At 57.0% G+C, this 18,839-nt stretch carries 17 protein-coding genes; 8 read left to right on the top strand and 9 right to left on the bottom strand.

Translation table 11 applies throughout. From position 1 onward, the window contains the following. The first annotated feature begins 144 nt into the window (after positions 1–144). The 6 genes from EZV60_RS03455 (at position 145) to EZV60_RS03435 (ending at position 3,322) form a co-directional block, all read left to right on the top strand. On the top strand, positions 145–486 hold the full coding sequence (locus tag EZV60_RS03455; protein ID WP_135502140.1) for a hypothetical protein: 342 nt from the start codon (positions 145–147) through the stop codon (positions 484–486). 178 nt (positions 487–664) lie between these two features. Continuing rightward, positions 665–829, top strand: a complete 165-nt coding sequence (locus tag EZV60_RS19020; RefSeq protein WP_167853451.1) for a hypothetical protein — start codon at positions 665–667, stop codon at positions 827–829. Between the two features lie 90 nt (positions 830–919). After that, positions 920–1,099, top strand: coding sequence for a hypothetical protein (locus EZV60_RS03450; protein WP_135502138.1), 180 nt, complete (start codon positions 920–922; stop codon positions 1,097–1,099). A 75-nt stretch (positions 1,100–1,174) separates the two neighbouring features. After that, entirely contained in the window at positions 1,175–1,558 is a 384-nt protein-coding gene (locus EZV60_RS03445) for a hypothetical protein (protein ID WP_135502136.1), read from the top strand. Positions 1,559–1,967: 409 nt separating this feature from the next. Continuing rightward, positions 1,968–2,849 carry a transglutaminase family protein gene (locus tag EZV60_RS03440; protein ID WP_135502134.1) on the top strand — a complete coding sequence of 294 codons (882 nt, stop codon included), beginning with the start codon at positions 1,968–1,970 and terminating at the stop codon, positions 2,847–2,849. Between the two features lie 125 nt (positions 2,850–2,974). Further along, complete coding sequence (locus EZV60_RS03435; RefSeq protein WP_135502132.1) at positions 2,975–3,322, top strand: hypothetical protein; 348 nt, start codon at positions 2,975–2,977, stop codon at positions 3,320–3,322. 121 nt (positions 3,323–3,443) lie between these two features. On the opposite strand, the gene terL is transcribed toward EZV60_RS03435, so the two are convergent. The 6 genes from terL to EZV60_RS19545 form a co-directional block, all read right to left on the bottom strand. Further along, positions 3,444–4,901 carry a phage terminase large subunit gene (gene terL, locus EZV60_RS03430; RefSeq protein ID WP_245306187.1) on the bottom strand — a complete coding sequence of 486 codons (1,458 nt, stop codon included), beginning with the start codon at positions 4,899–4,901 and terminating at the stop codon, positions 3,444–3,446. Continuing rightward, a complete protein-coding gene (locus tag EZV60_RS03425; RefSeq protein WP_135502130.1) occupies positions 4,840–5,277 on the bottom strand; it encodes a DUF5681 domain-containing protein in 438 nt (145 codons plus the stop codon). Before EZV60_RS03425 ends, terL begins: the two co-directional genes overlap by 62 nt. Beyond that, positions 5,267–6,574, bottom strand: coding sequence for a site-specific DNA-methyltransferase (locus EZV60_RS03420; protein ID WP_135502128.1), 1,308 nt, complete (start codon positions 6,572–6,574; stop codon positions 5,267–5,269). Before EZV60_RS03420 ends, EZV60_RS03425 begins: the two co-directional genes overlap by 11 nt. A 99-nt stretch (positions 6,575–6,673) precedes the next feature. After that, complete coding sequence (locus tag EZV60_RS03415) at positions 6,674–7,465, bottom strand: hypothetical protein (protein WP_135502126.1); 792 nt, start codon at positions 7,463–7,465, stop codon at positions 6,674–6,676. Between the two features lie 787 nt (positions 7,466–8,252). Further along, positions 8,253–9,653 carry an amidase family protein gene (locus tag EZV60_RS03410; RefSeq protein ID WP_135502124.1) on the bottom strand — a complete coding sequence of 467 codons (1,401 nt, stop codon included), beginning with the start codon at positions 9,651–9,653 and terminating at the stop codon, positions 8,253–8,255. Positions 9,654–10,205: 552 nt separating this feature from the next. Then, positions 10,206–10,481: a transposase gene (locus tag EZV60_RS19545; RefSeq protein WP_167853450.1), complete on the bottom strand. Its 276-nt coding sequence runs from the start codon at positions 10,479–10,481 to the stop codon at positions 10,206–10,208. 359 nt (positions 10,482–10,840) lie between these two features. On the opposite strand from EZV60_RS19545, the gene EZV60_RS03400 reads away from it, so the two are divergent. Next, entirely contained in the window at positions 10,841–11,659 is an 819-nt protein-coding gene (locus tag EZV60_RS03400; RefSeq protein WP_135502120.1) for a VPLPA-CTERM sorting domain-containing protein, read from the top strand. 75 nt (positions 11,660–11,734) lie between these two features. After that, positions 11,735–12,894, top strand: a protein-coding gene (locus EZV60_RS03395) for an IS3 family transposase (RefSeq protein ID WP_135502119.1) whose coding sequence is annotated in 2 segments (ribosomal slippage) — positions 11,735–12,020 and positions 12,020–12,894 — 1,161 coding nt in all. Because the reading frame shifts where the segments join, the coding sequence is not laid out codon by codon here. Between the two features lie 154 nt (positions 12,895–13,048). Here EZV60_RS03395 and EZV60_RS03390 read toward each other — a convergent pair. From EZV60_RS03390 to EZV60_RS03380, 3 genes are all read right to left on the bottom strand, one after another. Then, a complete protein-coding gene (locus EZV60_RS03390) occupies positions 13,049–14,899 on the bottom strand; it encodes a hypothetical protein (protein ID WP_135502117.1) in 1,851 nt (616 codons plus the stop codon). 6 nt (positions 14,900–14,905) lie between these two features. Continuing rightward, complete coding sequence (locus EZV60_RS03385) at positions 14,906–16,342, bottom strand: ShlB/FhaC/HecB family hemolysin secretion/activation protein (RefSeq protein WP_167853449.1); 1,437 nt, start codon at positions 16,340–16,342, stop codon at positions 14,906–14,908. A gap of 568 nt (positions 16,343–16,910) precedes the next feature. Then, complete coding sequence (locus EZV60_RS03380; protein ID WP_135502113.1) at positions 16,911–18,776, bottom strand: autotransporter outer membrane beta-barrel domain-containing protein; 1,866 nt, start codon at positions 18,774–18,776, stop codon at positions 16,911–16,913. Positions 18,777–18,839: the final 63 nt, after the last annotated feature.

Below are 18,839 nucleotides of genomic sequence, written 5' to 3'. Positions count from 1 at the left end.
GACATCAGAAACGCAATTAACAGATGTGTGCTTGCTTTGTCCTGATGATACCCATCGCGGTGCGGGCGAAACGCATCGCCCCGTAAATTCCCGTCGGTGCAAGCAGTGTCTTCAGAGACGGGGACCATAGCAAAAGGATCAGCAATGAACATTCCTGAAGGTACCAAACCCGCAATTTGGGGTGCCATCGGCGGCGCCATCGTCGCAATAGTGATTGGTTTCTCTTGGGGCGGATGGGTAACCGGCGGCAAAGCGTCCCAAATGCAGACCTCCAGCGCGGAGTCCGCCATTGTTCAGGCATTTACTCCGCTTTGCGTGGTCAAGGCCGAGCAAGAACCGGAACAGATCGCCTTGTTGAAAGAAGAATCAAGCTATCAGCGTGACGAATTCGTCATTGAGGCTGGCTGGGTCAACAACGTGAGTGAAAAGTATCGCTCCGAAGTGGCTGATGCGTGTGGTGACTCGATCGTTGAGGGAATGGAGTAAAACGACCATTCCTAATTAGGCATCTTTCTGACTAAACGTATCCATTTCGTCATCCTGCTTTCTGTTAAGATCCACGCTGGTCATTTCAGCCGACTTGGCAGCTTTAACCTTGGGAGAGCAGAAAGATTGATGTGGATACGCCGCGACCAACGAACTTCAGCCTACAAAGAAAGTAGCAATGAGGCACCGCAAGGAACCATCGACACGCCCGCTTGCAAGTTTGATCGCGACGATTACGGTTGGGCCCGGTGTGATCGCTTTCGTGGCATTCCCTGCCTTTGCGCAGGACGGCATCGGCCCGATGCAGCAGAACGCTCAGTCCCACACCTATGGTGGAGGCTGACAGAACCTAGTTTTATTTGTAGTGCTCCATCGTAAATCAGATCGACAATGCCCATGTAGATAATACCGCTGTCAAGCATCCAGGTCCGGCATGGACGAGGAATTGGCACTGGTCAATCAAAGGATAGATGACATGTCTTTCAAGGACCTGACAGCAAGGGCTGCGGCCGCAATGAAGCTGAAGTCCGCGGAAACCGCGAAGACCCCTGAAAACAAGACCGAGTCAAAGGCCGCCGGCAAGGACGCGCCAGCGAAATCCAAGCCATCCTGAGACATTCAAGGGCTACGTGCCCCTTTGTTTAAGGGGCACGAACCACTTGCTTCGTCCATGGAGAGGACCACGCCAATGGAAGATCTGACGAGCAAGACCGTCGCGGTTTTTTCCCGACCTTTCAACCTACCAGACTTCGACGAGACGCTTCCCGCAGGTGAGTATGAGGTCGAAACGGAGCTTGTTTCGCCCCCCGATCAAAAGGATCCGGAAGCTTGGAAAGCCTCCGTTTTGGTGAAGCTTCACTCCCAGTTATCCCATCCTGGTCTTGATCGGACTCTGACCGTTTCCCTTGCTGACCTTGACCATGCACGCGCCATGGATAAGCTGACCGGCAGGACGTTGTCCGATTTTTTCCTGGAGGAAATGCTGGCTGATCCGATGATACGCCTCGTGATGGAGGCGGACGGTTTCTCCGAGGCTCAAGTACGAGAGCTCTACTCGCGGAGTGAAACATAAGAGTCCAACATGAATGTGCCGGGTCCAAAGGTGAATAACCAAAGAAGACAGAACAGTGAGTCACTCCGGGACGCCGAAAACGAAGGCATGCCTTCACGACCGGACTGACAGGCGCCCTCGCGCATTATCCAGGGAGCCGGACAGATTTGATGGCGGACAAGGCCATGGTCGAAACTTGAACATCAGACCTATTGACGGCACAGGTCTTGGGTGACGTTCCGTAGCAATTCCTATGTCTAAGATCCCATACCTCGGTATGGCAGCGAAGGTTTCAAAGAACGGATTTTCCGACGCCGCAAGGGACTGAACGCTTGGCGAAACAGCCTTCCTGTCAGCCGAAACACATCTCGAAGGCGCTGATGGGCATCGGTGGACGCGCCGTCTTTCTCTAAATGGACTGGAAATTGGTTTGGCCTGTCTCGAAATTGTTCACACAACGACCTACCGATACCGTCACGAGGTTTCTCTCGGGGCGCACAGGTTGATGCTGCGTCCGCGCGAAACCCAGGAATTGAGGCTTTTATCGCATACGCTGTCGATTACCCCGAAGGCAGCCATTACGTGGGCACACGATGTCAGCGGTAACGCCATAGCAACCGCCCTCTTTGACGCGCCCACGGATCATCTGACAATCGAAAGCCGCGTCGTTATAGATTTGACCGCGCCGGCTTGGCCAGTATTTACCATCTCTGCGTCTGCTATCGAGTATCCGTTCCTCTATTCATCTGATGAATGGACGGATTTGGGTGCGCTGACAGCCCCGCAATACGCCGACCCGGATGGTCGACTAAGCCAATGGGTTGAGGGTTTTGTTATGGCTCGTCCGACAGATACGCTTTCTCTGCTGAAGGATATCAGCAATGGCGTGTTTGCGCAGATCTCCTACGAAAGCCGTGAGACGGAAGGGACCCAGTCGCCAGTCGTGACCATTGACCGAAGATCGGGCTCGTGTCGGGATTTCGCGGTCTTGCTTGCAGAAGCCGCGCGCATGCTTGGCCTCGGATCGCGCATCGTCTCCGGCTACCTATCAGATCCGGACGAAGGACTCATTGGTTCTGCAGGTTCAGGGTCGACCCATGCATGGGTGGAAATATACCTGCCCGGTGCCGGATGGATCGCCTTTGACCCCACGAACCGGAGTGTCGGGTCGCAGAACCTTATTCCAGTTGCTGTCGGTCGCGAAATTCATCAGGTCGTGCCGGTTTCTGGCAGTTTCTCAGGGGAGCGGGATGCCCTTACCTATCTTGGCGTTGGGGTCGTGGATCGGCCCGTCGTTCAAAGCAACCTCTAGCCTTAAAGCCCGGGTGCAGACTTTCTTTCCCTCCCGAGGTCTTCGTAATAGGAGCCGTTTAATAATCTGGCGATTCAAAGGGCTGGACCGCAACGCGTAGTGACGCATACATCTGTCCAGATGTCATGAGTTGGCGCTTCTTCTGTATGTCAAACCCCGTATACTGGCTCGGCGAAAGGGCGTTTCCGATTTCTACTAATTGCGCGATGTTTAATAATCGTTTGGGAAAATCCGCCCTGCACAGCCGCACCGGGTTCTTTGCTTTGGCAATAGCTTTGGAAGCTATTCTGCTTCACCAGTATCAGGCCGGTTTGTCCGCAACCCGGACATCGCGGGCCGAGATCTCGCTGCGTTTTGAACGGACGGCGGTGTTTCTTGCTGCGTTGCGGCTGAGGCGCCGGTCGATTTCAATGCTGCATCTGCGAGCGTCAGCAAAAGAACACTTCCGGTATGGGCTCCTCTCGGTCATCTGACGGATTTTCTCAGATGTCTGTTAAGCCCAATAAAGCAGTCGTGCTTGTCGGTGAAGTAGTGGCAAATGTGAATACGATCCGGGAATGACGAATAACGACGCCTTCTATGGGATCATTTCCGTCAAAGCGCGCGTATTCGTGGCGTCAGACGCGGTTCTGAAAACCACCTCAAAAACTGGCTCAGGCTATCAACTTGGTCATCATACTTGCCGTTTGGAAACAGCGAAACCTCCCGCTGGAATTCCGCAAGCCACGGCGCGTCTCGGGGTACGGCAATCTGACCGCCTTCGATGACGTGCGAGACCGCGAGCAGACGCGTTGCCTTGTCATCCTTAGGCAAAAGGCCTCGAACGCTGTATCCGCCGCTTTGGCGCAAATCCTGAAGAAGTTGGATCCCGGAGCCGGCCTCTTCGAGCAAGATAAGTTTGGCCTGCCATTGATCAGCCAGCGCTGGGATCCGGCGCCTGAGCTCCGGGAACTCGAGCCGGTCGCGATGGACATCCAGAAGCCAGGCGTGGCGTCCGCGCACGCGCCAGGTCGTGCATACCGACCAGTCATTGGCCTCATCCGCTTTTGAGGCTGTATCCCAGCTTTGGATGATACGGTCACCGGACGCCGGAGCGGGTTGAGCAGAGTAATTCTTGAACCAATCCCACTTTATCAGACCGCCGCCCAATGGCGCTGGACGCTGCTGATACTGCGCGGCAAAGAGATACGACCCCAGTTCCGCCTTACGTTCGTCAAGCACCGCATGCGACAAACGGGACGGGTGAAGCAAATGTCCCGGTTCCCGGATAAATTTTCCGCGTCGACCAAGGTCGATCACCTGGTGGTCTTCCGCAATTGCCGGAAGGTCAAGATGGACCCATCCACCGCTTTCGATCAGCGTACCAGCGAGGTCTTCTTCGTGCACCCGCTGCTGGATCAGCACTATGGCAGAGGTTGCAGGGTCGTTCTGGCGGCTCAAAAGCGTCGACTTGAACCACTCCAGGACAGCTTTGCGCTTGACCTCCGATGTCGCATCTTCTGGCTTATGCGGATCATCGATCAGGATGATATTGCCCCCTCGCCCGGTCAGAGTGCCGCCAATGCTGGTTGAAAACCGCCCTCCCCCACGCGTTGTGGCAAAATCCACCCGGCGCGTGCGGCCCTTAGCTAACCGTGTCGCAGGGAACGTGGACCGGTACCACGGTGCCTCAATGACTTTCAGGCAATCAAGGGCCAGCTTTTCGGCCAGAACATCGGAGTAAGACACCGCCACGATCTGTTGGCTTGGGTCATGCCCCAGAAGATAGGCCGGGAAGGCAACCGACGCGGCGATCGACTTCATGGAGCGGGGTGGCATGGTGATGATCAGCCGGCGGATGTCCCCGGATGCAATCCGCTCAAGCTGTCGCGCGATCGCATCCACGTGCCAGCCATGCTGGTAAGGAGCGCCGGGATCCACAGTTCGAAAGGCACGTTGGATAAAGCTCGACAAGTCTTGCCGCAGAAGGGCCCGGAACAGGTCTACACGATCAATCTCGGTCATCTGCGTCAGGCTCGCCCGGGTGATCGTTTTGATTGCTTTTGCCTGCATTCAAGACAAGGCCCTCCTCAAAGCGCGCGAGGATTTCCGCATCGGACTTCGAAAGCGCCTTTTCTTCTTGTTTGGCTGCCAGTTCCGCGGCCATGTCGCTGGCCAAAGACAAAACCTTTTCCATCGCCCTCTGGTCACCCTTCAGGCTCTTTTCAGTGAGCCGCATCAGAGTTGCCTGCAGTGCGCTGACGTGCTTGCGTTTGCCGCCTTCCGTAATCGCGACGCGTTTGGACAGCATCTCCTGGACGTAGGTTTGAAAGTCGAGGCTGCCTTTGGGGCGTCCCTTCGGGTTTCCGGACTTTCCAGGCTGAAACTGGCCGGACTTCGGCGGCTTACCGTAGCCCACCTTATAGTCTTCCGATTTATCACTGCTCATGGTTGGCCTCTCCTTCCAAGGTTGAGAAACCAGCCTTGTCATTCAGGCGAATAGGGTCTTCGCCAGTCGCCGCCCGCCAGCGTCGCAGCATCGTGTCGACATAGGCGGGATCAATTTCCAGAAGACGGGCGTGGCGACCGGTTTGTTCTGCGGCCATCAAGGTCGCGCCGGCACCAGCGAAGGGATCGAGCACGATGTCGCCCCGGCGCGTCACGTCGATGAGAGCGTCGCTGATCATCGCCACGGGCTTGGCCGTCGGATGCGCTCGCAGCTCCTCCATACGCCCCTCGCGAAATGTGTTCACCCCGGGATAGCGCCAGACATTGGTCCGGTTGCGCCCGAAACGCCCCAGCTGCACATTGTTGCGATGGCGGGCACCTGATTTGCCGAACACGCAAACCAGCTCATGTTGTGACCGATAAAGCGATCCCATGCCGCCATTTGTCTTGCACCAGACGCACAGGTTCAGCTGCGGCCCGAAGCCCGTCTGCCCTGCCCCGATCATATCGCAGGCATGCCGCCAATCCGTGCACACAAACCAAACTGCGCCCGGACGGCTGACGGCGGCCGCATTCCCAAGTGTCTCATCGAGGAAGACTCTGAATTCAGCTGGGGTCATTTCCCCAGACGCCTCGGCGAATTCCCGATGCGTGACGTTCCCTTTGCCCGAGACGTGTCCGCGTATCGGGACATTATAGGGCGGATCGGTGAACCCTGCGTCAGCTCGGTCATCTCCCATCAGATGATGAAAGACCTCTGCGTCGCGGGCATTTCCGCAGGCAACGCGATGGGGTCCAAGCTGCCAAAGATCACCCGTAGACGTGATCACGGGCATATCCGGATCTGGCTCCGGCGCGGCTTCCGGTGCGCCATCATCGTCATCGACTGCATGGATGGCGATATCGATCTCTGCGACGTCGAAACCCGTGACCTCCAGGTCGAAATCGAGCTCGATGGCAGAGAGGTCAGAAAGCTCCTGAGCAAGCATGTTGCTGTCCCAGCCGGCATTCTCGGCGATACGATTATCCGCGAGCATCAGGCCGCGTTTTTGCGCTTCGCTGAGACCAGGAATCTGGACAACCGGGATGCGATCCAACCCAAGCTTTTCAGACGCTTCCAAGCGGCCATGGCCGGCGATGATGACATCCTGTTCATCGACCAGGACCGGGTTCACAAAACCAAAGGTTTCGATGCTGCGACCAATCTGCCGGATCTGTCGCGCACTGTGTGTCCGCGCGTTCCGGGGGTTAGCCGACAGCGCGGCAGTGGGGCGATAGGTAATCTGGAGCTCGTTCACGGTGGGCCTCGCGGAGTATGTTACATGTCCTGGTTAGAACACCTCAGATCCGCTCAGCTGTCATATGGACCGGTTAGCACGTTCGCCTTCGGATCGGTCTCACGCGCCTGAGTGGGCAGCCTTGATGGCCCTGCGAAAGGCCTTTGCCATGTCGGCCGGCCGCTGGCTCTGGCACTTATCCGGGAGCGCGTCATTCAGGGCAGCGGCAAGTATCCGGCAAACCTCAAGGCCAACGCCGGTTTCCTCCACCCTCTCTTCAATCCATGTCCGGCCAGGAATTTGTCCCGTCACGCGTTCCATCGAGTTGACAACTGCCGATGCCAGAAAATCCTGCACTGGATCGACCGGTCCTCTAGTCACACCGGCATCGATTGCTGCGTACAGTTGTTCCAGTATGTCCGGCAAATGCTCAGCAGCGCTTTCGGGTGCGTTGCGCAGAGGATCGGTTACCTCGCCACGCAGGCATTCTTCGAGAAGCGGTGTTACAAGGCGCTCCAGGGTTGGCTCCGAGAGGACCAGGGAACAAATCTCGAAAGGAGTTGCATCGCCTTGCTTCAGCTTTGCTAGCAAGCCTGAGATATCGTCCCGAAGGCGCACGCCGAGTTTACGGGCTCGTTTTCTGACCTTAGCGGAGCCTGCAGACGCTTCTCTAAAGCGGCAAACGAATTCCGCGATTTGTACGGCCGTACCGAATGCATGATCCAACAGGCGGACAACTTCGTCCGCCTCGGCATCCGCCATGCTCTTACTCAATTCCGCCCGAAGCAATTTAGGGGTGGCCCTCGGCAGTCTTGCCAGTTCCCCGGACCACCCCGCATCAGCAGACGTGAAACGAGCCAGAATGCGTTCGGTCAGGTCGAGAAAATCGTCTTCGTCTGTTCTTTGCGCCATGAAACTTTGTGTGTGAAACTAAATTGAAAATGACACTGAAACACGTTTTCCGGCAAGGTCAGAGCTCGTCTCTTGATCGGGGCTCAATAATTTCCCCAAACTAACCCACTTGTACATGCGAGATGTTTTTGAGATCCACAGATATGATTGCTCAAAAGATAACGCCAGCGTCTATGAAAAGGCGGCAACTCCCACGCGCGCGCGGAAGCTGGGTTTGTGAGTTCAAAGGCCTTGGCACATTACCAGTATTGCACACCAGATATCTCGATATGAAGAACCTGCGTTACTTTCAGGAGAATAAAGGCGAACGACGATCAGCCAAGTTTCAAAAGCTTCTCGAAGCATTTGAGGAATCAGATGGATTAGTTGCAATCCAAATGGACCACCACACGAACCCAACTCACAGTTTCAGCGGCTGGTGGGGCATAATAAGATGCGATAATTTGAAGGTCTCTAACGACGGTACATTGTCGCTCCGTGTCATTGATCGTCTGACTGAATGGCCATGACGTCGGCCAAGCTCCCTTTATGCGTATGTCGAAATGGAAACATCATCAAAACATCCATAAGCGGGCGCCATCGCCAAACTTTGTTCAATGCTTTGAGGTGAACCCGAGTTTCAACATCCTTACTTTATCGACGGCGGCGAGCATTGCCTCTGCACAAGTTTCAACTTTGAGCCGCCCAGCTATTTTATGTAGCTCAGGTCCGTTGACGCCCTCCAAACAAAAGTCAGTCTGAGGTTGCGCAGCAGGTGTTGTCTCAGACGCAATTGTGCAATGAAGCCTCAAATCTGATCCGGATCTGCAACTCGAACCGGGTTACCCGCCCTCTCGATATCGCGGCCTGCCGCAAGCAGGATATCTTCCCGGTATCGCGGGCCAATGATCTGGACCCCCACAGGACGGCCTTTAGCTTCACCCGTGGCCACTGACAGAGCCGGCAAACCAAGCGCCGGGACTGCTCTCTGCACCAGTTGCGCCTCGTAGACCCGAGCGAAGGCCGCCTCCGAACTCACGTCAAGTTGCTGGTCGAACGGCAACTCACCCGAGACAGGGCAGAGAACGGCCGGAAAATCACGCAAAAAGAGCTCCCACTGTCGAAGGAGTTCCGCACGCGCCTGGAGCGCCTCCATAAGAGACCTGAACCCGACCTCGCCAGCGTCTTCGCACATCCGGGCAAATACAAACTGTGAATCCGGCTCCCCTTCGCAGGCTAGCATCTCATCTGCCCCGAACTGCATTTCGGCCATCCACAGGCAAGCGTTGATAGCCGCTGCGCGCCTGATCGGCGGACAGTCAACTTCCTCAACCATCCAACCCGCAGCCCGCAAATAGTTGGCTGCATCGAGTAGCGCCGCACGAACGTCTTCGCTCACTTCCATGCCGTCGGGAGCCAGTGTAAGTGCAGCACGCTTCGGAAAATCGGCAGTACCCAATGTTACTGGGACATACCAGGGGTCTCTGGGGTCAGGCGCCGACATGCCGGTCAAAGCGATGCCGAGATCATGGATGCTTCGTGCAATCGGTCCTGAAACGGCCATTAACTGTCCGCCGATGAAGCGGTCAGGCGCACTTGAATTGTAGGCAGGCACTCGTCCAATTGTCGGACGCAGTCCATGTAAGCCGCAGGCGTAAGCCGGATATCGGATAGACCCAGCGATATCCGTGCCGTGACCAATGGCGCAGATACCTGCTGCTACAGCCGCCGCTGCCCCGCCAGACGATCCGCCAGGTGTGATCTGTGTGTTACGGGGGTTCAGTGTCTGGCCGTGCAGGTCGTTCTTCGTAAACCAGCGCAACGAAAAGGCAGGTGTATTGGTGCGCCCCACGATGATGCCGCCTGCCTTTCGGATGTTCGAAACCACGGGACTATCATCCATAGCGACGCAAGATTTCTGAAGCTTCAGTCCGTTTGTCGTAGCATGACCCTTCTGATCGACATTTACCTTGATCGTGACCGGTACGCCGCAGAGAGAGCCGGCCTTCTCTCCACGGGCGATCATTGCGTCTACATTCCGGGCAGCATCGATTGCCTCCCTGGGAAACTCCTGCACCACAGCGTTAATGGCCGGGTTAACTTTGGCGAGCCGGTCAAGATGGGCTTCCGTGACTTCGACCGCTGACAGCCGCCTGGCGTTCACTTCCGCCGCGATCCGGCTTGCAGCCATTTCCCATATTTCCGCCATGGATTTCCCCTTGCTGACTTCAATGGTGACAACATCTCGCTTGTGAGTAACCCCGCCTTAGACCAGCTCCCCTGCCGTTGCGGACATGCCGATCATTACCAAAAACGCCTTTGTATAGCTTCAAATTGACAGTCTTCTTAATGGTGGCAGTTCAGTTGAATAGATTGGTTCAGTGCCTCGCACGATGTGTGCCCGCAAAATGCCCGCAACTTCCCTGATAACAGAAAACATTTCCCTGTACGTCTACCCTAATTCCCTGTTCTGGCATTAAGGGAATTCGCCCTTAACCTTCTGAAATAAAGCCAGAATAATAGGTAAAATCGGCCTATAACCGGCTGAAACGACAGTATTCCCTGTTCTTTCCCTGTAAAACAGGGAAATCTGGCCTGAGACCGGATCGCACAAGACTGCGTGCACAGCCAGCTTCTCCTCAGCTTTAAACCGATGACCCGTGCGGGTGACACTCGGGTGAAAAGTGCCCCGAATAATGCCCACGCGACGGGTGCCTCCGGTGGCTGCTCAGTCCGGTCGGTGAGAGCCTCTCCAACGCGGTCAGTCAGAGGTAGTCGGGGTCTGCCGAGGCGTCCGGTGAGAATAGGGGTTAGTATGGGAAAGCGGTGGATGGGCGCAGTACCGGACGGCTCTCGGGGGAATTAGGGATAAGTAATGGTAAGAGGGGTGAAACCGTCGGCGCCAATTGTAGTACGTCACGTCGCTTACGCCGACGGCGCGGCATGCCGACTGTACATCGCCGCCTTCCGCCAGCTTCAGCTCGATCTCGCGCAGAAGCTTCAGGATGTCTTCGTCCGAATACCGTTTCCGAGCCATTCCAAGTCCCCCTCTCTCGGCCATCGTAGTGGCCCAGTTCCAGGGGGGAAGGACACGGGTGCTCCTGCCAAACTGGTTTTCCTTCAGTATACAACTCCAGAGTCTTGCAAATGAATTGCGTTTGGTCTGTTCAATGCGGAGCCGGTTCGCCCGAAAACCGGATTAACCCGGCCGCAGAGGCCAACAATCATGCTCAGTTCGCGCTTCAGACGCCAGAACCACCTAACAGCGGGGACATGAAACTTGATCCGTGCGCAAAGTGGCTGCAAAATAAATCCGCCGACGTTCTACTTGGGGAATGTCGGTTTACATCAGACGGCAGGCTACTTGGGTAATGTCGGTCGAGAGGGGGTTTGACCATGAAGACATTTTTCACCTATTTTGTTTGCCTAGCCTTGCTAAGCTCTGCGGCGGGTGCCGCGCCCGTCACGATCCACTGGTCGGGAAACGCGGTGGGGATCACGACGCGGGGCGCGAACCCTGACTTCGCCGTATCGCTCTTCGATCGCTTAAGCGGCACCTTCACCTACGATCCGACTCCGTTCGAGACGGCCGCGGCCGGCGGTGCGGACGGGCACAGGGAATTTCAGGCGATGATGTCCACCACCATTACGATTAACGGGGCCACATGGGGCTGGGTGAGTGCGGAACAGACGCTGAGCGGTAAGACCACCTATGGCGGTTTTCTCGACATTGACAATGACGATACCGATACCGGCGGCCCTGGCTCCATCTTCCTGACACGCTTTCAGGACAACGATATCGGCACCGGGGCGCTGGCGATGGACACTTTCACGCCCGGCGGGCCTTTCCCGATCACGCGGGATGGTGTGGCGGTTCCGAACGTGTTTGCGCAGGCGAGTTACCAGATCAGCGATGCAGACACTGGGCTGTTCGGGCCGGATTTGTCGCTTGCCGGGATCGATATCGATGACTTCTCGCAGGCGTTCATGCGGTTTACGATCCAGAAGAACGCTTTCAACGATCAGGGTGCGAGCGTTAGCGATTCATACATCTCGGCTACCGTAGGGTTCGACTACTGGTCTGCCAGCGGGCCGCGTCCCGAGACTCCGCCGGTGAACCCCGTGCCTCTGCCAGCCTCGGGATGGCTGTTGCTGGCCGGTATCGCGGGGCTTGGCGCCGCCAAAAGACGAAAGGACTTTTATTCGCGTGGATAAAAATCTTTATCGCGTAGAAAAATGGCAACTTCTGCCTAGCAATGTGAGCCTCCCCAACTGAACTGGTCCACCGCTATGTTTAGGAAATGGAGGCCCGAGAATGGCAAACAGGCACCAAAGCCCGAAGAGATTGTCTCGAAGTTACGGCAGGTTGAGGTGCTGTTGGTACAGGGCATGTCACGTCTCGACGCGATCCGACAGATCAGCGTTGTTGAACAGACTTACTATCGCTGGCGCAAGCAGTATGGCGGAATGGGCGTAGATCAATTGAAGAAACCTAAGCGGCTCCAGAAGGAGAATGAGCAGCTGAGACGCGCTGTATCGGATCTGACAGTGGACAAGCTGATCCTGAAGCAGGCGGCCAAGGGAAACTACTGAGCCCCGCTCGTCGTCGTGCCTGTATCGACCATGTCCGCGACCGCTTGAAGGTGTCTGAGCGCAGAACCTGTCGAGTGTTGGAGCAACATCGTTCGACCAAACGGCATGTGCTCAACGGGCGTGCAGATGAAGATCAGCTGGTTGCCGACATCATCGAGCTGGCCAGACAGTTTGGTCGCTACGGTTACCGGCGGATTGCGGCTTTGCTGAGAGTTGCAGGCTGGTCTGTCAGCGATGGTCGGGTTGAACGGCTGTTGCGGCGAGAGGGGCTGAAGGTTCCACATAAGCAGCCCAAGAAGGGGCGTCTATGGTTGAATAACGGATCATGCGTCAGGCTGCGGCCTGAGTATCGGAACCATATCTGGAGCTATGACTTCGTGCATTGCCGGACCGATGACGGGAAAGCATTCCGCACGTTGAACATTTTAGATGAGCACAGCCGCGAATGCCTGGCAATCAAGGTGAAGCGCAAGCTGAACTCGTCAGATGTGATCGATGCTCTGACAGATCTGTTCATTCTGCGAGCTGCTCCTTCTTTCATTCGATCAGACAATGGGCCCGAGTTCTCAGCAGTGGCGATGCAAGACTGGCTTCCGCGGGTCGGCGTCAAACCAATGCGCATCTACCCAGGATCACCCTGGGAGAATGTATACAACGAGCGGTTCAACGGAACGCTGCGCCGAGAGGTCCTGAATACCGAATGGTTTGCGACGACCGAGCAGGCGCAGATCGTCATCAACCACTGGCTGAAACACTATAACCATACCCGACCACATCAGGCGCTCAACATGCGGCCGCCAGCTCCTGAATCCCCGTTAGAGAAACCGGAAATCACTGGCCCAGATACAGGGGGCTAGAGACGGTCTTCCGAGTTGCCTGCGTATCAAGTGCAGGCGTCATGTATTGGTCCTAGGTTCAAAGGTTTACGAGCCAGTTCAAAATACCCGACACTGCGAGTTTCAAAGGCTTTTGACAATCTCCCGGATTGCGATCTGTCAACTTAATCACCCCCTAGTCTTTTCGGCGTTTGACCGAGATGAGGCAATCGTTGCGCCTTGGGTGCAAGGCGGGCAGATCACGGCCGAGCACGTCCACGGCGCCCACGTGACGCAGGGCTCCCGCTGTCTCGACTTCGCCGTCGACAATGCTGCGACGCTTGCCATGTCCGCTCGCCACACATCGCCAGACTTTACCATCTCGTCCGGAAAAACGTGGTGTGTCGTGCTGCGCCTGTCGGCCCGTTTTCCGGGTGATGTGCTCGACGCCCTGGGCAGGGCTATGGACCTCAGCACGATGAACGACCCGGGGTTGAACCGTTGTCGTGATCGAAGCCTCGTTTTTGGGGCGCGGCTTGGGTCGAGCCAATTGGACGATGGACGGGTTCCCCTGCGGCCTTGCTTGGGGCCGTTGCGACGGTGTCACAGGCACGAGACCGGGTCGCGCAACAGGTTGCCTCTGAGGCTCTGTTTGCGGAACCAGCATTGGCATCCGCCCCGGAGTGACCTGGGGCACGAAGGCCGGAGGCTGATACGGACCTTTGTGCGATATAAGTCTTGGAATGAAAACAGTGGCCGGTGTCGGGACGGCCACCACACGTTGTTTCGGCGCGGTTTGCGGTGTTGCGACAGCCTGAGGCGTCATATTCGGCAGCGGTATCGGCACCAAATGCGCTGTCGGCTGAGGACGTGCAGCTGGAATTTGACCCGGTACGGGCACGGGCCGCGAATTTATACCATGCGCGACAATAGTGCCGGGTATGGCCTGGGGTGTCGCCTGCGGGGTGGCCTGCGGCACGCGGTTCGGCACCTGCTGCGGCGTAGCGTTCGGCGTCTGGACGATCTGCGGCGTGGCCTGGGGTGTCGCCTGCGGGGTGGCCTGCGGCACGCGGTTCGGCACCTGCTGCGGCGTGGCGTTCGGCGTCTGGACGATCTGCGGCGTGGCCTGGGGTGTCGCCTGCGGGGTGGCTTGCGGAACGCGGTTCGGCACCTGCTGTGGCGTGGCGTTCGGCACAGGATTGGGAGCCACTTGTCGCTGACCGCCGGTGAATAAAGGCGTTGGCAAAACCTGAATCTGGGGCACGGGTGATGTACCTGTATAGGTCTGCGGTGCGTTTGGGGTAATCGTGATGGTTGGAGGCTGCCCGCCAGTAAACGAGGGAGAGGGTTGCGTTTGAATCGGTATAGAGGGCGTTGTTCCTGTGATCACCGTCGGCGGATTTGGCACAATCGTGATGGTCTGTGGCTGACCTCCGGTGAATGACGGCGTTGGCAGCACCTGAATCGGCGGCACCGGTCCCGTGCCGGTGAAGGTCTGCGGTGCATTCGGAATGATCGTGATGGTTGGAGGCTGTCCACCTGTAAAGGAAGGAGAGGGTTGCGTTTGAATCGGTATAGAGGGCGTTGTTCCTGTGATCACCGTCGGCGGATTTGGCACAATCGTGATGGTCTGTGGCTGACCCCCGGTGAATGACGGCGTTGGCAGCACCTGAATCGGCGGCACCGGTCCCGTGCCGGTGAAGGTCTGCGGTGCATTCGGTGTGATCGTGATGACCTGCGGTTGAGAGCCCGTGATTGTTGGTCCCGGTGTTCCCTGGACCTGCGGGACCGGCGATGTCCCGGTGATTGTTGTCACCGGATTGGGCGAAATCCTGATCGGCTCCGGCGTGCCGGGTGGTAATTCGTTCGACGTCGGAACTGGCCCGGTGCCAGTGGGCGGTGTATTACTGGGCGCCGGCGCTCCGCAATTGGCTCCGGCGTGCTGGTTGCCGACGCCTTGACACCAACCAAGATGATTACCTGTCGCGTTGCCGAGAGTCGGCGGGATAAATGCAGCTGCGGAAAGGGCAATCAGAATGCGTCGCATGAGTCGCTACCAGCTTTTCGTTATACCTAGATAGAACGCGGCATCGCCGGCGTCCGTGCTTGGGCCATCGTTGAGCGGCACGCCAACATAGCTGTGCGCGAGGAGGCCCTCGGGAAACTCCAGATCCAGACCAAGCCCGACCGAGGCAAGGTGCTTGTCATCGAGCTCGCCGACGCCGGGCCGGTTGTTTTTGACAAATCCGAAATCGAAGAACGCAAAGGGCCGGACGCGCTCAATCGCGTCAGAGGCGGGAAAGATGTCCCGGCTTACCTCAATCATCGCTGAATATCCGCTATCGCCGGTCGCTTCGGCGAAGAGGTATCCGCGTTCGGCGTCCCGGCCGCCAAGATAGAACTCCTCGATCGACGGCAGGCGGCTGTTGGAATACTGCCCCCAGAATTCCGCGCGGATCGTGCTGTTCGGGCCGAAGAGGCCGATGGGATGTTCATATCCCGCGCCAAAGCGCAGAAAGGCGAAACCCTCATTTCCGTTGTCTATACCGGCGGGTTTCTCCGTCTGCTGTCCCACGGACATATCAATCGCATACTCGTAAGCACCGCCGCCCGGCAATGTGCGCCCGAAAATCCACGACGCGGACGCGGTAGACACCGCACTGTCGAAGGCGCGCCCTGCAACGTCGACGTCCGTGCCCGCATGGCGTAGTTCGAAAAGCGTGTACCCGTAGGTTTCGACATCCCGCAAGACCGGGTAGCCCAGAGCAAGGATCGCGGTTTGTCCCTCGATATCGGTCTGCTGCAACAGGCCTGACGTGTCGCGACGCGCGGTGACGGTCCCCAGATAGCCTTCGCCGTAAAGTCCCGACCCGCCCAGTGGCCTGCGATAGGTCACAGCACCCCAAGCGCTGTCATCCCCTGCGAAATCGCTTGTCGCAGAGGCTTCGATCCGAAAAAGATCTCCCGCCGTTGCGAGATCCAGTATGGTCTGGGAAAAGGTCAGGGTCGCCGCGTCACCGAGGCGACGCGCCGGGTGATCAAGCGTCAAGGATCCATAGGACGTGTCCTCTTTCCGTCCTATGACGCGCAATCTCGCCTGTGGCGAACCCTCAGGGTAATCGATCTCGGCATTGGCGGAAACGGATCCGATGTCTTCCACCAGCATGATCGCGCGTTCAAACTCGGGCTGCGTGACGCCCCTCTTGGCCAAAAGCGGTCGGGTGTAGGCACTGATCAGCTTAAAATGATCCTCGTCAACGCCCTCGATCGAGATCTCGCCGATCTCCCCTTCATCGACAATCAGCGTTGTGCCGTCACCGGTGAGAAAAACCTCGGCCAGGAAATAGCCGTCTTCGAGATAGATGACCTCGATCATTTCTGCCAGATGCTCTGGCGTCACGACACCATACCGTTGGTGGGTCAGTGTCGTGGCATAGGTCAGAAGTTCGGTCGGCTCGAACTCTGTGACGCCAAGCAAGTGGTAAGCCACATGCGTTTCATCCGCGAATGCGGAAGGTGGGCACGCCGACGCTGCTGCGAAAGCCAGGGCCGCAGAACATCTTTTCAGATAGTGAAGAATGGGGTCCAACGCTCTTGCCGGTCGATTGTTAACTCTTGGCGGGATGCCTAGACGATTTGGTGTCATAGCTCATTGAAATACGCATCTCCGGGCCTCGGTTGATCGACTTAAACGCAACTTTGACGATTTCCGGGCCAAGTGTTGCAGCATTGCATGGCCATTTCGACTTGTGCTGCGTCTTCGCTCTTCTACGAAAAACGCTGCCATGGCGTGATTGTGAAATGACCTACAGGAATGGAGTTGTAACTACGTAGGTCGCTTTCTCTGGATCGACACAAATATGCCTGACACGCGGATATGATGTTCACGCTATGAGAAGCGACGACGGAGCCTTCAGTCCAATAACTTCAAGCCATGGTGGCAAACTGACCGGTCACTCACAGATTGCAACGTGTCTCGTGTGAACATTCTCAAGAAAATGCCATAAAGGGCCTGACAACCGCAGCCCTTGTCCAAGACATCTACCCATTAACCGAGGTTATCTAAAAGCCGCGTTGTGGGCTTGTCGGCTGCGACGACCTGCAAGGAGTCTGAGAAGCGCCAATCCCGCGAGCAGCATGGGCAGCGCGGCTGGCAGCGGCACGGGCGCAACGTTCATCGCGCGCAACTCCGCAAAAGATTTCTCAACGCCGCCAAACTCGAACAGCTCGAAATTCCGGAACGTCCCGAAAAGGACATCGCCCCGTTCGGTTCGGAAGTCGATACCGACCGTGAACTGGTCGAAAAACGCGAAAGAGAGGAAATCTGCCGCCTCGTAGGTACCTGAGAAGATAAGGCGATCATATCCCGCCCCGCCGTCGAAAAAGCCATCGATCAATTTGCGAGAGGAAATGTCGAAAATACGAAGTTCGTCGTCGGACCCGCCAAAGATCACATTTCCGGATATCTCACTTTCGTCTTCCAGAAGCAGAATGCTGTGGCCCAGACCCGAAGCGAAATCGATGGCCGGTCCCGTGCCAGCCAAGATCCGGCCTGCGTTATGGATGCGTCGGTCTCCGGCATGCCGCGCATCGAACCGAATACCCGTAGTACCGGCGATTTCGCCGCGGTTGTTCACCGTAACGTCATCTGCCGACCGCTCGACGACAATAGCGGTGCCGGTGCGTCCGACGTCACGCGCTTCGATATGCCCCTCGTTATTGATGGTTCCGCCGGAGAGACGAATAGCGGTCTGCTCGCCCTCGATCACGGCGGTTTTTCGATTGGTGATAAGAGTATCTTCAGCAACGATAGCCGTTGCCGCATCGCTGATGATCCTCCCGTTCGTCTCGTTCGTCATGTCCAGCATTCCGCCGGTTTGCCGAACGGCATCCCCTTCCGTGCGGATCAGGCCGGCATTGCGAAGGTCGAATTGACCGGCACGGACAAGAACACCATCGCCCAGCCGGTTGACGACCTCCCCGGAGAACTCGTTTTCGAAGCGGAGGCTGCCGCTGGCACCGAGGTCGAGAACCGGACCGTCGTTTGCCTCGATCGTGCCGCCGTTCGTCACCAGGCTGCCGTCGGCCTGTCTCAGCAAGATTGCTGGGCCAATTCGCTCGTTTTCGATCGTGGCTCCGGCGCGGTTGGTAATCGTAACTCGGCCGGATCCCTCAATTGTTGGACCTAATGAGCTCTTGATCCTTCCCAGCAACTGGTTGGTCAGGTTTGAAGACATCCCCAGAGACACGCCGCCTAAGAAGCCGTCGATCGTTCCGGAGTTCGTCATCGCAGCGAAGGACCCGGCCTCGACGGCCGTACCGGTCTTGCTGGTAATGTTTGAAGTTGCCCTGTTCTGCAAATCTAAGTGAAAAGACGCATGAACGGCGGTCCCGATGTTGCTGGTTATCTGTCCGCCCGCGCTGTTTACAATCAAGGCATTGGTGCCAGCCGAAATTGTTTCAGCGCCTGCAATCGACTCTATTTTACCGGCCAGGTTGGAAAGATTTAGATCCAACAGCGACGTGATTGCCTCACCGGCGGCCCCGGTAAGGGTGCCGAAGTTGTCAATTTCTGCGCCCGAAGTGGTGGCGACCGCGGCCCCGGCACCTGCAAATACGGTTCCCACGTTCGTAAGGCTCAGATTCGTCGGGGCGAAAATTCCGTCATCGGTGCCTTGGATGCTTCCCATATTCGTCACTGTGGGACCAGGTCCGAAAAGAGCCAGCGCGTCAGCGGGACTGAAGACCTGACCGAAGACCTGGACGTTCACCCCGGGGAAGACGGAAACGTAGCCGTCTGGATCGGCCCCGGTGCACAAAACGGCAGAACCGGCTGCGTCCAGTTCAACACAGTCGGCTTGGGCCATGATCGGCAAAAGGCTTGTAATGACACCTAAATATATTGTTTTGGTTGAAAAACTCATCCCTCACTCCATCAAGGATATACTCGACAAGGGTGGCCGGTCGAAGAAACCTGTGTCAATGGA

Source organism: Roseovarius aestuariivivens, from assembly GCF_004761875.1.
GTDB lineage: Bacteria > Pseudomonadota > Alphaproteobacteria > Rhodobacterales > Rhodobacteraceae > Roseovarius > Roseovarius aestuariivivens.
The sequence above is the reverse complement of the archived record's forward strand: the minus strand, read 5'-3'. Positions and strand labels throughout refer to the sequence as shown.